Origin of the sequence: Pedobacter planticolens (assembly GCF_014172375.1) — a bacterium.
In the GTDB taxonomy this organism is placed as follows: Bacteria; Bacteroidota; Bacteroidia; order Sphingobacteriales; family Sphingobacteriaceae; genus Pedobacter; species Pedobacter planticolens.
On record NZ_WNXD01000001.1, the window covers coordinates 1,599,561 to 1,615,170 of the forward strand.

Annotated in this window: 10 protein-coding genes; 2 read left to right on the top strand and 8 right to left on the bottom strand. The window is 36.0% G+C overall.

Annotated features, from left to right (window positions below; translation table 11 throughout):
- Positions 1-604: 604 nt before the first annotated feature.
- Positions 605-1,900: a PQQ-dependent sugar dehydrogenase gene (locus tag GM921_RS06570; RefSeq protein ID WP_182921798.1), complete on the top strand. Its 1,296-nt coding sequence runs from the start codon at positions 605-607 to the stop codon at positions 1,898-1,900.
- Positions 1,901-1,903: 3 nt separating this feature from the next.
- Entirely contained in the window at positions 1,904-2,332 is a 429-nt protein-coding gene (locus GM921_RS06575) for a c-type cytochrome (RefSeq protein ID WP_182921799.1), read from the top strand.
- A 45-nt stretch (positions 2,333-2,377) separates the two neighbouring features.
- Here the strand turns inward: GM921_RS06575 and GM921_RS06580 are convergent, their stop codons facing one another.
- The 8 genes from GM921_RS06580 to GM921_RS06615 all read right to left on the bottom strand — a co-directional run bounded on the left by GM921_RS06580 (position 2,378) and on the right by GM921_RS06615 (position 15,480).
- Positions 2,378-4,081 carry a glycoside hydrolase family 28 protein gene (locus GM921_RS06580; RefSeq protein WP_182921800.1) on the bottom strand — a complete coding sequence of 568 codons (1,704 nt, stop codon included), beginning with the start codon at positions 4,079-4,081 and terminating at the stop codon, positions 2,378-2,380.
- 9 nt (positions 4,082-4,090) lie between these two features.
- Complete coding sequence (locus GM921_RS06585; protein ID WP_182921801.1) at positions 4,091-5,068, bottom strand: glycoside hydrolase family protein; 978 nt, start codon at positions 5,066-5,068, stop codon at positions 4,091-4,093.
- A 3-nt stretch (positions 5,069-5,071) separates the two neighbouring features.
- Positions 5,072-6,868 carry an alpha-L-fucosidase gene (locus GM921_RS06590; protein ID WP_182921802.1) on the bottom strand — a complete coding sequence of 599 codons (1,797 nt, stop codon included), beginning with the start codon at positions 6,866-6,868 and terminating at the stop codon, positions 5,072-5,074.
- A gap of 24 nt (positions 6,869-6,892) precedes the next feature.
- Positions 6,893-8,122 (bottom strand): SGNH/GDSL hydrolase family protein, encoded by a 1,230-nt coding sequence (locus GM921_RS06595; protein ID WP_182921803.1) that lies wholly within the window; start codon positions 8,120-8,122, stop codon positions 6,893-6,895.
- Positions 8,123-9,682 (bottom strand): glycoside hydrolase family 28 protein, encoded by a 1,560-nt coding sequence (locus GM921_RS06600; protein WP_182921804.1) that lies wholly within the window; start codon positions 9,680-9,682, stop codon positions 8,123-8,125. It lies immediately after the preceding gene.
- Between the two features lie 851 nt (positions 9,683-10,533).
- Positions 10,534-12,081 (bottom strand): putative Ig domain-containing protein, encoded by a 1,548-nt coding sequence (locus GM921_RS06605; protein ID WP_182921805.1) that lies wholly within the window; start codon positions 12,079-12,081, stop codon positions 10,534-10,536.
- Positions 12,082-12,093: 12 nt separating this feature from the next.
- Complete coding sequence (locus tag GM921_RS06610) at positions 12,094-14,136, bottom strand: discoidin domain-containing protein (protein ID WP_182921806.1); 2,043 nt, start codon at positions 14,134-14,136, stop codon at positions 12,094-12,096.
- Entirely contained in the window at positions 14,137-15,480 is a 1,344-nt protein-coding gene (locus GM921_RS06615; protein WP_182921807.1) for a polysaccharide lyase 6 family protein, read from the bottom strand.
- Positions 15,481-15,610 lie beyond the last annotated feature (130 nt).

Here is a 15,610-nt window from a genome sequence, read left to right on the forward strand (position 1 = left end):
TGTTGAAGTTTATCAAAATTAATTCACGTTGGATAAGGGTTTAACGATGCGATTAAACGCATGTTTGTGCGGTTCGGTGTCATATCTGAATAGTTTATAATTGGTTATACAATAGAAAGAAATTATCGACTTCCTTTAGTGAATGTTTTTAGCGTATTAATCAGTTATTTTGGCATCGCTTAAATAGATTTTAAACTAAACATGCTTAAAAAGTTGATATCTATTTGCTTTAGTCACCAATAATTTGAGGACAGATTTGAAATTTTTAAAAATTAAAATCTATTGATATATAAGCTAATACACTAATATTATCCAATAATTAGCAAAATTTAACCCAACTTAATCACTTGAATTTTAATCGATAAATACTTTATTTTCCATAGTAAAAACCAATCCATCTCTTCAATTGTATTGATAGTTTATCTCCTTTTTATGCCAATTTTATTGTATAAAAAGCCAATTATTGCCAATTATGACTTCTACTATCCATTAGCTTTGAAATAGAGATTTTATACTTTAAACCTTCAACAAAATGCATAATAAATTATCGTTATGCTAAGTTTATATGTATAGATTGATTAAAAATTTATAATTTATTAACCAAATGAGAAAAAATACAATCATCCCAATCTTTATTGCATGCCTGCTATTTATAGGCACATTGTTCTCTTTTATGAATAAGTATGCTAATGAAATTACACCATTTAAAGCCGATGCTGATAACGCTGGTTTAAAATTACCAGATGGCTTTGGTGCAAATAAAATTGCTGATAACCTAGGCAGAGCCAGACATATCATAACTACCAAAGACGGTAGTATTTATATTAAACTGATGAGATTGGTAAACGGGAAAGGAATTCTGTTTCTTCAGGATAATGATAAAGATGGAAAATATGAAACTCAACTAGCATTTGGTGATTATTTAGGAACTGGAATCACAATTAAGAAAGGCTATCTGTATGCCTCATCAGATAAAGAGATTTTTCGTTATAAATTAGATGATGCAGAAAAAGTAATTGATCCACTAAAACCTGAGAAAATCATAACTGGTTTAATAGCAGGAAAGCAGCATCAAACCAAATCTATTGTATTAGATAACGATGATAATGTGTATGTAAATATTGGCTCTCCTTCTAATTCTTGTCAGGAAATGGATCGTGGTTTAGAATCAAAAGGTAGAGCAGGTTGCCCTATTTTAGATTCTGCTGGCGGAATATGGCAGTTTAAAGCAGATAAATTAAATCAAACCTATGTTGATGGAGTTAAATATGCTACTGGATTAAGAAATGTGATGGGTTTAGATTGGAATACCCAAAATAATACATTGTACGTAATGCAACACGGAAGAGATAATTTAAGTTCATCATGGCCTAAATTATACACCGATAAACAATCTGCCGAATTACCTGCCGAAGTAATGTACATGCTAAAAAAAGGAGATAATGCAGGTTGGCCATATACCTATTACGATCCTTTTTTAAACAAAAAAATTCTTGCTCCAGAGTATGGTGGCGATGGTAAAAAAGAAGGTAGTAAAGAATTTATAGATCCAATAGTAGCTTTTCCAGCACACATGGCACCTAATGGATTGTTATTTTATACTGGAAATATGTTTCCAGAAAGATATAAAAATGGTGCTTTTGTAGCATTTCACGGTTCTTGGAATAGAGCACCAGAAAAACAAGCTGGCTATTTTGTAGTCTTTGTTCCATTTAAAGATGGTAAACCTGCTGGTAAATGGGAAGTATTTGCCGATGGCTTTTCTGGAGTTAATGAGGTTATTGTTCCTAAAGAGGCACAACACAGACCATGCGGATTAGCGCAAGGCTCAGATGGCTCTTTATTTGTTACTGATGATGTAAAAGGAGCTGTTTATAGAATTGGATACACTAAAAAATAAGATATGAAGAAAATAATATGCGCCGCAATTTTAATGATTGGATTTATATTGAATTCAACTGCGCAAACAACAAAAAAGACTGTAGCTAAAGCTCCTGTAAGCCCATCAATCGTAAATGGTAAATTGGTTTACACTAAATATTGCATGGTTTGTCATCAGATAGATGGCGGTGGTGTAATGGGGTTAAACCCTCCATTAAGTAAAACGGAATATGTTTTGGGAGATCAAAAAAGATTAATCAATATTGTTTTAAAAGGTTTCAATACAGAAATTGAAATTGATGGCGATACCTATGCTAATCCAATGCCTGGCTTAGGTCATTTAACCGATCAGCAAGTAGCAGATGTGCTAAGTTTCGTTCGTAATAGTTTCGGAAATAAAGCAAGTGTAATTACTCCTGCACAAGTTAAAGTAGTTAGGGCTTCAAAATAAATAATAGCATCTAAAATTTAATCCCCGCTCAAAAACGGGGATTTTTTACGCTCTAATTTTTATAGCTTGAATTGTAGCTCCATTTTCAAAAACAACAGCTTTGGTTGCTTTTCTTAAATCACCCCCATCCAACATTAATCCTTCATTAGTTTTTCCATCTATCTTTAAAAAAGCATTAGCCGGCGTTAATAATCTAGCCGAAGAAATCATTACATCTTTAGAATTTGTAAATCTTACTGTACAATCTGCAGTTTTACTTCCTTTTACAGCTAAACCAGTGATAGTGCAATCCTGTACGTTATCAAATATTAGTGCAGGTCTGGCATCAGCCTGATCAAATTCAAGTCGTACGTTTTGCAATGTTAAGCCTTTCACATTTCGGGCATACATCCCATACGCTGGTGGACCTGATGGCGCTGGATCCCAAACCGTAAAATACTCTTGTGCAGTTTGTGGAATATCCTTTTTTGCTGCCAATTCTTTTGATCCACCACCTGCATAACTTACATGAATATCAGTAAAACTTACGTTTTCAATGTAGTTATTGCCTAAAGCATTTAATGTAATACAGCTAAAATGCTCTCCTGGATATACTTTTACATCAAAAGGAATATCTGGATGATTTACAGGAACAGGAACAACAGTCGCTCTAATTCCATTAAAAATAAGGTTTCTAACAAAAGTTGGTTGTGAAGTTGCTTGTGAGGCATCATTAGCTCCTCTTTTAGATGGGCCACTAAATCCAATTCCGATTGGACCAGTTACATTTCTCATGATAATGTTTGAAAAAGTAAGGTTTTCTAATCGGGCATTACCAGAACTAATTTTTATCGGACAACCATACGTATCGTAAATTAAACAATTTGATATGGCAATATTTTGAGCATCACCACTACCAAATCTAAAAATAGAGCAACGTGTACTAAAAGAGCAATTAGTTACGGTTACAAATTGGTTACTTCCAAATAAAGCACATGCATCATCCTGACAACGAACATCACAATTTACAATGTGCACATATTTGCAATTGTTAAAATGAAAGCCATCGTTGTTTTTGTTTACACGATTATAAATTTTTATCCCGTCGATATTTACCTGCTCACAATTTAAAATTCTAAAACAGTGATAAGCACTTTTGGTATAAAATGAATCACGTAAAAGCAGATTATAACATTTGTAAAAAATCAGTAGGTGCGGTCGATCAAAATATCCTCCACCTTGTGAATTTGGCCCCGTATTATCACCTTGTCCCGTAAAAAATGCTGTTCCATTCCCATCAATTGTTCCCCTACCTTGTATAGATACATTTTCTGCATTGGCAGCATAAATCATTACAATATTTCCATTTCCGGCAGGTACTCCTTTCCCAGCAGAATAATCTTCTTTTTTAGGGCTTCCCAACAACTTACCTTGATTAGAAAGATGTAAGGTTACATTGCTTTTCAGTTCGATAGTACCAATTACAAAATCACCAGCAGGCACCATTACAGTTCCGCCTTTTTCTTGAAAACATAAGTCTATTGCTGCCTGTACTGCCGCTGTATTTAGGGTTTTTCCATCGCCTTTGGCACCAAAATCTTTGATATTGTAAATTTGAGCGCCAAACATTTTTTCATCGGTAGCATTACCTTCTTTTGCTTGTGCCGAATTACCAATAAAACTTGCTCCAATAACTGCAACAGCAGGAACTGAAACACTTTTCAACCATTTTCTTCTCGAAAAAGAGGTTTCATTTTCTATTTGATCCATGTTAGAGATTTATTTGATTTCTTTTGGTACGTATTTATTAACTGGATTCACTTCAATCCACGATTTCTCACTACCATCTTTAGCTTGAGTTAAACAAGCCGTAAAAAATGCCGTTACTTGTTCTTTTTCATTCACAAAAACAAATGGTCTTTCCCTCCTTCTAAACGTTTGCTCAGTTCCATCATCATAAGTTACCGTTTTGGTATAAACAGATTCTTTAGAAACCAATGTGTAATTAATTCCATCTTTAGAAGCATATTGTGCTCCATTTTTACCAGTTCCAGTAGCATCACCTCTAAAATCACTTAATATCACATTGTATTGATTTTTTGCCCACCATATAGTTGGGTCTTCTAATTGATTTTTATCCGGCAGTAAATTATACTGATTGCTAACAAGTGTATAATTTCCGTTAAAAGATGGCGCCTGATATCCTTGAGCGATGCGGATATTATCTACCGATTTTCTACCAAAAACATACACACTACCATCTTTTTTAACTAGCGGAGCAGGATTAGAAAAAGGCATTGCTACTTTATCAGTTCTTGTCCAAGGCCCAGTAATGGATTTACTGTAGGCATAACCAGTTTCGTTTGCCGATGAAATATAATACAACACATATGTATCTCCTGCTTTTACAATTTTCGGATTATGCGCTCTGTCATTATCCCAGAAATCTGGTCTTTTTTGAATAACTACTTCTTGAAATTCATAAGGACCATACAAATTTTTAGAACTTGCTCTAACAATTTCAGAATGAGTTGTCCACCCTCCTAAACCATATTTATCTGGCCAACGAGATGCAAACATGTGATAAGTATCTCCTACCTTTATTACCGATGGACACCATAAAATATAGCCTTCCATTTTAAAGCCTCCCTTTTTAACGGCTGGTTGCATCGCATCTTTCAGCGTTTGCGCTTTGGCTGTATAATTAAACAGCAAGCAAATTAAAAGTGCGGCTGTAATAGTTATTATTTTCTTCATATCTTATTTAACAGGTTCTAGTATAACTGATTTTAACTTAAAAAGCTCTTTTCCATTTTGCAATGGATGAATTGCGATGTGATATATTCCAGGTTTTGAAAAAGTAGTGGTTGCAACAGTATGTTTAATAAATAGTAAAGGTGAACTTTTATCAAATTCTGATGTACGCAAAGTCCTAAACAAAAACTCTTGGTTATTAATACTCAGACTTCCTTCTAACTTCACACTTTCTTGTGGACAACTATACTCGGCTTTAACATGATAATCTCCGGGTTCGGTTACATTAATAGTAAATGTAGCTCGGTCTGTACTATCTTTCATATTAGTAATGCAAGTAGTATGCTTCCAATCGCCATAATAATGGCTATACGTTAAGGATTGAATTTTTGCATTTCCTGTAGTCTGAGCAAAAACAGCATCAACATTGTTTTCATCAAATTGAGAAGAAACTGTAATGGGAGTTTGTAAGCTATAATCGGGCACAGTTCCAGCATACTCAATCACAAACACAGTATTTACAGCATCCTGATTAAACAAAGGCAAATCAATCCATACCTCTTTTCCAATTTTTTTAAACGGTAACTCTTTTTTATCAGTTAGCTCATAAACCTTTTTTACGTTTACATTAAAATCTGGAATTAATAGTTTACCATTTTTTGGTCTAGTTAGTACATGTAAATATTGTTTTCCAGGTTTTGAAGTGCTTACTCCCCAAGGTTGGGCAGCAATTAAACCATAGGTAGTTCCATAAATACTTTCGCCATTTACTTTAAGCCATTTACCTGTTTGTTGCAAAAATTTAACTGAGTATTCCGGTATTTTTCCATCACCATCTGGGCCTACATTTAACATTAAATTACCACCTTTAGAAGCTACATTGGCAAGCAGTTGAATAATTTCTTTACTGCTTTTAAAATTCATATCGTGTTTAATGTAACCCCACGAATCGTTGTGTGTATAAATTGATTCCCAAGCTCCTTTTATTGGTGTACTTGGCACTTCAGAATCTCCAAAATCTTTATAATCGCCTAAACCTTGCCCAACCCTACTACTAAATAAGGTTTTTGGTTGCAATACTCTTAATTCGTTTACAAATGTTTGGGTTTGTTCTTTGGTCATCCCGCCAGGTGTATCGAACCAAACTATACCTAACGGACCATAATTTGTTAATAGCTCTTTTAATTGAGGGATTGCTTTCTCTCTATAATAGGTTTGATAATCTTTTTTCGCTTCATCAAAATCCCAACTATTTCTACCGCCGTTAGGTTCATGCCAATCTTGAAATTGCGAATAATAAAACCCGAATTGGATACCACGTTTGCGATTGGCTTCTGCCAGCGCTTTCATCGGATCTTTTTTATAAGGGGTAGCATCAACAATGTTAAAATTGCTCACTTTAGATTGATACATGGCAAAACCTTCGTGGTGTTTAGCCGTAATCACCATGTATTTGATGCCAGCATCTGCTGCCAACTGCGCCCATTCATCTGCATTAAACCCTGTCGGATTAAAAGTTGAAGCTACCTTATTATAGTCTGCTACTTTAATTTTAGCTTGGTTCATAATCCACTCTCCACTGCCATAATAACGCTTACCATTCCATTCTCCCGCTATTTTCGAATACAATCCCCAATGGATAAACATGCCGAATTTTGCATCCTTAAACCATTGTAAGTTTGGATTTTCTTTACCAGACACATTACTATCCCACATTTGATCCATTGTTTGGGCTGTAACACTTTGGCTAAAAAGAGTTGATATAATAAATAGATTAAGGATAAACCAATGGTTCAATTTCATAATGTGGTTTTTGTTTTTAATGTTTTATTGATCCTTGTTCACTAAAAAATGTACAATTCTACAAGCATTGCCTAGTGATTTATCATTATGATTTGCGGAAATCTTTATAGTCAAAATATGTTCACCTGTCGAGAGTTCATCACCCAATACCAAATACCAGGGCAAATGAAGGCCTTTACTCCACTGCGTAAAAAGATCTATTGTTTTTGGATTTTTTCCATCAATGGTATAGCTAATTATTCCAGCATCTGGCCCTGCTAAAGCAGCAATCCCAACGGCATTACCTTTAAATGAAAACGAGAGTTCTGCACCAGCAGTTGTACCCGATAAAACTGGAACATTTACAAAACCCGGACGAGTGTTTACTTTATCTTGTGGTTTCCAAGAAGGATCCAAAACAAAACCATTTTTCACTATTGCTTTTTCTACGCCAACATAATCACCTTTGGTATACGCAAATTTTTGAAGTGCAGTAGGCAATTTAAAAGCCGTTAATTGTGTAGCTGAATTATCCTTTATGCTTTTTCGAATTAAGGTTTTGATTTCAGAAAAATAGATTTCTTGTCCAAAGGGCGATGGATGAAGATTTTTAAAGTCACCACTCCAAGTAAACTCTCCTGCATCAATGCGTTTACTTACTGCTTCGGCTAAATTGATAAATGGAATTTGATACTGTTTAGCAATATCTTGATGCACTTTTACCTCTATTGGGATTTTGTTTGCTTTATAATCGGCTAGCTTATCTTCATCAGCAAAAGCCATCATGATCATATTCATAGTGGAATTAGCCTGGTAAGCATGTCGCACAATTCCCTCTAATGCTTTTCTTTGCTGTTCTTCTGATGTTCCATTCACATGATCGTTTACAGCCGATTCGATAAATAGTAAATCGATGCGACCTTTATCCAAAACATCATTTTTCAATCGAAATACATGGGGAACACTACCTAATGATGGAATACCAGCATTGATAAAGGTAAAATCTGTTTCAGGATATAATTCTTTTAGATAGGTATAGACTTTATCTCGCCAACCCTTCATATTCGTAATTGATCCACCTAAAAAGGCAACAGTAGCTTTCTTTTCTTTTTTAATGCGATAAGCGATATTATTAAGCTGACCAAATTCATCTATAAAATCTTCGTCCTTTAACTTATTCTGAGGTGCTTTTTGTCCTTCAGAAATTGTAGCCTGCGCAAAAACAGTATGGTTCACCAACAAAAGTAGGACTAAGATTTGAATGTATTTCTTCATCTATTTTATCGTTTCTACTTCTTTTTTAATAGATGGAGCATTATTATTAGCAACAGTAATCGATGCACTTTTTGTTCTTTCCACTCTTACTAAAGCCTGTGCTTCGCCTTTTGCGGTTATTCCATTAACGTTTGCACTCACCACATTTTCTAAACGGATAATAGCTTCTGCACCTTTAGTTTCTGGTAAATTCCAATTACTTACAGTTACATCCTTCCCATCTTCACAAACCAGTGCAGGGCGGACATCGTTACTTCCTAAATTAAATTTCACATTAATTAACTTAAGACTTTTTACATGTCGAGCCCAAACACCATAAGCTGGAATTTTAGGACCAAAAGTTTTTACTTCTGGATATTGATCTATCGCTTCTGGCACCGCCACTCGTGAATCTTCCGCAGTCCCACCTCCAGCTAAAGTAATTTCGATATTCTCTAAAGTTAAATTGGTAATATCATGCCCTGGTACACCTGTAATTAAAATGCCCGATGGTGGCGTTAACTGTGCCTGATCTGCTGCTTTAGCTTTTACATTTCTAATCACTACATTTTCGAAAGTGCCTGTAGGTTTTTTAGTTTCCGTATTTTTTCTGAAAACATTTAATCGTGAACCTAAGCGAAATAACATTGGAGTTCTCACTTCATCCATTGTAATGTCTGAAATTAATACATTTCTAATGTGCGCACCATCAACCGTTAACAATTTAATTCCTCCATTTTTGGTGTCATAAATATGGCAGTTGGTAATTTTAATATTTTCGAAATCAGCAATAGACTCTGTGCCTATCTTTATGCCTGCTTGACTACTTTTCAATCTCAAACCTGATACTTCTATATCTTTACATGCCATTAAACTCGATGTTGTTTTAAACACCAAAGCATCATCGCCACTTACCACGTCACAATCTTTAATGCGTACTTGCTGACAACCATCAATCCCAATTCCATCGTTATGCGCAACACCTACACTTTGAATTTTCACATTTTCAATTAAAATCTGTTTGCTTTGGAAATAGTGTGAAGTCCATGCTCCCGCATATTTTAAGGTTACACCTTTTACAGTAACACCAGTACATCTTACAATACGAACTAAAAACGGTCGTAATCCCCAACGTTTCCCCTCAGGACGGGTATCGGTTAAAATATGCTTTGCTTTTATCGCCGATCCTTGTCCATCTATTGTTCCTTCGCCTTCAATACCGATATTTTTTGCATCAACTGCAACCAATAAAGCCCAACCCACATCAATGCCTAAACCTTCGGTAAATGGATCTAAATTTTGATAGTCTTTTAAATCTATGCTACCCAATAAAACGGCATCTTTTTGTAGATAAAGCGTAACATTATCTTTTATGGCAATAGTACCAGATAAAAACTTACCTGCCGGGATAACCACCTTGCCTCCGCCACTTTTGTAACAGGCATCAATCGCTTTTTGGATAGCTTGAGAATTTAAAGTTGTTCCATCACCAACTGCACCATATTTGGTAATATCAAAATCTGCCGCTTTTACATTGACCAGAACGAATAGGAAAAACAGAAGTGTACCTAATTTCTTCATACAATTTATTCTAAAATTAAAGAATTGAACCGATTGGTGGTTTATATTTGTTTATGCAACTACGTGATAATTCGTTAAGTTTTACGCAGTTGAATTAGCTGTTTATTCAACAATTTTGACATCAAGAGGACTGGTTTTTACTTTTTAACGTATATCCAATTGAAATTATATGCTTCCTTAACTTGTCATTTGCATATAGCGAAGCATGCGGAAATTTCGTTTTTCTCGACGAGAAATGTCAATCTCCTTAAAGTCGAAGAGCATTACCTTAAGAAAAAAGCCCTTCTACTTCGATGCAAAGCCCTTTTACTCCGACGCAAAGCCTTTTTACTCCGACGCAAAGCCCTTCTACTCCGACGCAAAGCCCTTCTACTCCGACGCAAAGCACTTCTACTCCAACGCAAAGCCATTCTACTCCGACGCAAAGCCTTTCGACTTCAACGCAAAGCCCTTCGACTTCAACGCAAAACTCTTTTTCCGTTAGGAAAAACCGACAAATGCAGGGGAAAAACATCTTTCATCTAGTGTTTGGCATCTTACCTATCATCAGAGTTAGGCCTTATTTCGGTAGGCGGAGACACCTGCGGCGGCAAAAAGGGTAAAGCGCTAAGGTTGCCGTCTTTGGGAGGCTTGTTCTTCTCAAGCCGTGGCAATCTCCTATTTGTAATTTACCTTTGTTATTGTTTTAATAGCGTGAAGGAGGTTGCCGCAGTCGGTGAAGGCCTCCTTCGCAATGACGAGCGTTTTATTTAGCGAGTATTTAAATTTCGGCAGGTGGAGACACCAGCCGATAGCTGCAATATTCTTTTCTCTGTGAAAACTCGGCGTTCTCGGTGGTAAAAACCTGATTACTACTTAACAGCTCTTAAACTAATCATTACCACTCCATGTTGCGCCACATCCGCTTTAAACTCTTTATCAAAAATACCTAAATCTTTCTGGCGCCATAAATCGCGAACAATGTATTTTCCTTTGATTTTTAAATCTTCCCATTTCAAAATCACAGGTTGTGTTCCGTTATCAGAAAGATTAAATAGTCCTGCTGCTTTAGTACCATCTTCTAAATCTTTTGCTAGTACGCCTATATCTTCATTTTGTGAAATAATCATAGCTTGTTTACCTAATGGATCTTGATTTACATCCAACACTTCCTGATTAGTTAATAAACTAAACGTAAACTCATCCAGTTTAGAAATATCATTACCTAACAATAAAGGCACCGACATTAAACACCAAGCAGTCATGTGGGTATATTGCTCATCTGCTGTTAGTTTAGATGGCCATTTTTCGGCAGTATTCCATCCCACAACACCTAAAATCATCATATCTGGATCATTCCAATGACCAGGACGAGCATAAGGAGCCCATTTATCCTGCGTAAAAATTCTACTCTTTAAACTTTTCCAATTATCCTTAATATCACCACCAGTACGCCATGCGTTAGACACAGTCGATAAATCTTTTATCGTTGCAAAAGGAGTACTATTCGAAAGACTAAATACTATATCTCTACCACTATTTCTCAATGCATCAAACATGGCCTTTGTTTCAGGCATCTCTATCGGATTCCAATCATATTTTAAATAATCAAAGCCCCATTCAGCAAATTGTTTGGCATCATTATTCCAAAAATGATAAGTTCCAATGGCAAAGGGAATTAGCTTCTTATTTCTGGCAACGGTTTCTTTGGTTCGCTCAAAAGTTCCTTCTGGGTTCATAGCCGATCCACCAACTCTATGCCCATAAGACTCGATCCAAGGTGTTGAATACGTTCCAATCTTTAATCCCAAATCATGTACTTCGTTTACCAAAGCTTGCATATTCGGAAAGCGAGTACTATCAGGCAAAATAGCAAAGTTTTTACCGCCACGTTTACCTTGCCATCCATCATCAATATTCATGTACGACCAGCCATAGTTAATTAAACCTGTACTTGCCATCGCTTTTGCTTGGGTTAGTACTTGTTCTTGCGTAATTCTAGTTCCATAAATATTGTAATGGTTCCATCCCATTGGGGGAGTTAAAGCAATTTCTTCACCCACCACCAATTTAAACTCCTTAGTAGCTTTACCCAATGAGTTACTTGCTTCCAAAACAATCTTGTATGTTCCTTTTTCAGCAACAGATCCAGCTATTTTACCAGTTTTTTGATCTAAAGTAACTCCCTTAGGCAATCCTGTTGCCGAAAACGTCATTGGTCTTTTACCAGATGCAGGTATCGTATATAAAATAGGATGATTTGGTCGCACACCAAAAACCTTTGCACCGTTTATCTTTGGTTCAGTACCAGCCTTTGGCGTTAAAATAGCATCGGCACTTATGCTTTGAGCACTTACCCCTAGTTGAGCAACAACTAACAAAAACCCCGTTAATAAAATTTTAAAAATATTCTTATTCATAATCTACGTATGCTATTTAACAAAGTATAATCCAAAACTCTTTAAAGTCGGATAGTCATTAAACTTACTAATGGTCAATTTTACTTTCCATGCTACTATGCTCGGAAACTTTACCGTTTTATCTGCACCTATTGATGTGCCTTTATCAACCAAAATCCATTTACTATCTAGCTGTACTTCTACCTTGTATTCTTCAATTCTATTACCTAATGCCTCACTCATTTTTAGTGCATTAATTAGTACAGGGCCTTCCATATCTACTTCAAAAGTGGCTTGTTTTAAATCGTCATTAATAGCCCAATACGTTTTATCATTTCCATCTAAAGCTCTTTCTCCTCCAAATTCTCTAGTGGTACCTCGTACGTTATTCGTATTTACAGGGCGTTCAAATGCTAAATTAATACCTAGTTTAGGATCACGATCTGGATTAAATGGTGTTAAGGTTATTGTTTTGTTAGTAAACTCTTTGCTACTATTCGCTTGATAGCCAATATTCTTTAAACTCTTATTCCCTAATCTTTCTTCTAGCTGTGCTAAATATAAACTCTGAATGGTTACAGGCTTACCATGCGAATCAAAAGTTCCATCGGGTATAATTGGACTACCATCAAATAATCTAGCTGTTTGTTCTCTTTGTCCAATACAACCAATTGCCCAGTTTACAGTTCCAGGAGGGTTTTGAATGATATAACTTTTCGCAATACTGTTCCAAGTTACGCCCCAAGCCATACTCCAACCATGTCCAGAACCTGCAATACCTCTATTCAGAAAATCTATATTGCCATCGGCGATGGTACAGTTGTCTACCAATAAACCTGTAGCCCAACGTTGGTGTGGTTGTATGCGACTTCCTATTCCCTTAAACGTAGAATTTAGCACCACATTGGGTCCAGTTATTAAACTCGATGTCCATACAAAATAAGTGTTTCCGCCAGTAGCTTCACATCGGTCTATTAAGTTCATACTGCCCTCTAAACTAAAATCTGCAGGTTTAGATGCACCTAAATTAGCATAGGTATGTTTAATTTTCACCCCTTGCATGGTTATCCTATCCCCTGCTAAAACGGTGGTATTCATGGTTTCCTCAGCAAAAACATTTTTAACCCAACAATCATCACCACCAACCCTAATACCTGCATAAGGAGCATCGCCATAGGCTGATTCTAAAGGTTCACATTGTATATGTAAATCTTCTACACCAACATTAGTTACCCTATTTAGCACTTTAATTTTGGCTACTTTTACCCCCATAGGTAGTAGAAACTTTGCATCATACGAATCTGCCAAGGGCACATCAACTGTTATGAGATTACCAGCAATCGCTTTAATTATTCGTTTAGAAATCTCTTGTCGCCCTGTACCTACCCAAGTTTGTTTTTTACCCTCTCTGTACATATTATCCATTTCCATAAAATGAACCCAAGCATCAGTAGTAGGTCTATAAATAGCAATCGTATCTCCTACTTTAAAGCCTTTTGTAGTAGCAACTTTAAAAGATGTAGCGCCAAACGGAACATAACTATCTACAAAACGAGTAGTTATTTGCTCAACTTGTTCATTATTTTCCACAGCACCTAAAGCTACTTTTGTATTTCCTTTGCCTATTACAATGGCAGTATGCGGTGCACCGCTCATTTTAATTGTAGTTCCAGCTATATCACTTCCTTTACCACGTAAAACGATGCCAGTTTCTGAAATGATAATGGAGTTAGCGCAGTTAAATACCCCTGCCGACAGCTCTACTGCTCCTCTAAAACCATTTCGCAAAGGCATTTTTGCTACTTGATCTATTGCAGTCTGAATTGCTTTGGTATCATCGCCAGTTCCAGCTGGTTTTACTACGATTGTAGTTGCTATTAGTGGTAAAGCTACACCTCCACCTTTATAACCAGCATGTGAAAAATCCATAATCCGATCTCCTGCAGGTGTAGTTTTGTAGGTTAGTTTTCCGTTTTCGTATTTAACCCATTCGCTTTTGCCTTTATTTTGTGCAAATGCTAGGTTACTGGTAGAAAAGATAAAAGTGATAAAGAAACTTAGTTTTAGTTTATTCATTTATGGTTTAGCTAAATAGCCTACTTGACTTGGTAATAAAACAACAGCTTTACTTGCAACCTGTACATCTGGGTACTGACCAATTGTATTGTTAATTAAGGGATTGTTTGCTGGTAATTGATAAATACCCGCAGCATCTTTAACTAACTTAGGGTCTACATTCTGATATGAACCTTGTGGTAAATCACCTGCTCCTGCTGTATTAAAAATAATGTTGCCTTGCCATTTAGCATTTACCATTGGACCAGAAATTTTAGTGGCTTCACCACCGCCTTGTATAATATTATTGGCTACAGTAACGTATGTAGCACCCAATCCGTCTTTTCTAGGGGTTTGTACTATGTTTTCTTTATTGTTTACCAATGTATTAAAAACAATTAAAAGCCTGTCTGGTCTATCGTGAGATACTAAAGGAGCACCATCAGCAACTTCTGCACCACCATTTCCAATAGTAATTGCAGGCTTACAGTCTTCAAAATAATTGCTGAAGACTTTATGGTCATCGCCAAAAATTCTTAGCCCTGGTGTATTTTTAAAATAATTACCATACACCAAGTTTTTGTTACCATGGCGCAAAGTAAACTGTGCCGGGCAATCTCTAATCGTATTATATCTTAAAGTAACGCCGCCAACTTTTACAGAAATGAGTTCGTTTTCGCCTTCACACTTCTCAAATAAGTTATATTCTACAATGCTATTACTCAACGACATACTAAAGCCGCTTAAACCAAACTGAAAGGCTTCTGCTCCGTTTTTACCTCCTTGACTAGCGGCTGTATTGAAATAGTTATGGTGAATGTGTAAGCGTTCGGCAATTTGTTTTCCCTCTCCTCTAATGGCTACAAACCTACCCATGGCATTTTTGTTCTGAAAAGTATTGTAATCTATTTCTTGATCTGAACCTGCAACGGTTAAATCCTCACCATCACCTGGTGTTTCGAAAATATTTTGCGTAAAACGACAAAAACTTGTGCCATTACCTGTTTTAGCTTTCGATGCTAAGTGAGTAAACTTAAATCCTTTAATGATGATGCACTTTGCAGGGCTTACTACATTAAATCCTCCTTTACCTGTAATCTCTGTTGTACCAATCTTCTCTGCTGCAATGGTAATAGGTTGTTGTGCTGTACCTTGTTTATTCACAACAATATCTTCTGTGGTGGTATAAACTCCAGTTTTTAATAAAATAACATCGCCCGGTTGGGCTTTATTTATAGCAGTTTGCAGTTCTGCTATCGAAGCAACGGTTATTGTTTTAGCAAATAGCGTAGCTGAGGTTAGTAATGTGATTAAAAAAGCGCTTAGTATGGCTTTTTTAAAGCTAGGTAGTTGTGTGTGGTTCATCTCTTAAAGTATATTATGTAATGCCTAACCTAGTTATAAAAATATAGAATGTTATATGGAAGTTTAGCTTTTAAATCAGATATTTTGGCGTACAATAATTCTATAATCTAATTGTTGCTCGCATACTTCT

What these genes read in the sequence shown, in the direction of transcription:
- GM921_RS06600 (WP_182921804.1), bottom strand. Translation starts at nt 9,682, where the DNA reads ATGAAGAAATTAGGTACACTTCTGTTTTTCCTATTCGTTCTGGTCAAT.
- GM921_RS06615 (WP_182921807.1), bottom strand. Translation starts at nt 15,480, where the DNA reads ATGAACCACACACAACTACCTAGCTTTAAAAAAGCCATACTAAGCGCT.
- GM921_RS06570 (WP_182921798.1), top strand. Translation starts at nt 605, where the DNA reads ATGAGAAAAAATACAATCATCCCAATCTTTATTGCATGCCTGCTATTT.
- GM921_RS06610 (WP_182921806.1), bottom strand. Translation starts at nt 14,136, where the DNA reads ATGAATAAACTAAAACTAAGTTTCTTTATCACTTTTATCTTTTCTACC.
- GM921_RS06590 (WP_182921802.1), bottom strand. Translation starts at nt 6,868, where the DNA reads ATGAAATTGAACCATTGGTTTATCCTTAATCTATTTATTATATCAACT.
- GM921_RS06585 (WP_182921801.1), bottom strand. Translation starts at nt 5,068, where the DNA reads ATGAAGAAAATAATAACTATTACAGCCGCACTTTTAATTTGCTTGCTG.
- GM921_RS06575 (WP_182921799.1), top strand. Translation starts at nt 1,904, where the DNA reads ATGAAGAAAATAATATGCGCCGCAATTTTAATGATTGGATTTATATTG.
- GM921_RS06580 (WP_182921800.1), bottom strand. Translation starts at nt 4,081, where the DNA reads ATGGATCAAATAGAAAATGAAACCTCTTTTTCGAGAAGAAAATGGTTG.
- GM921_RS06595 (WP_182921803.1), bottom strand. Translation starts at nt 8,122, where the DNA reads ATGAAGAAATACATTCAAATCTTAGTCCTACTTTTGTTGGTGAACCAT.
- GM921_RS06605 (WP_182921805.1), bottom strand. Translation starts at nt 12,081, where the DNA reads ATGAATAAGAATATTTTTAAAATTTTATTAACGGGGTTTTTGTTAGTT.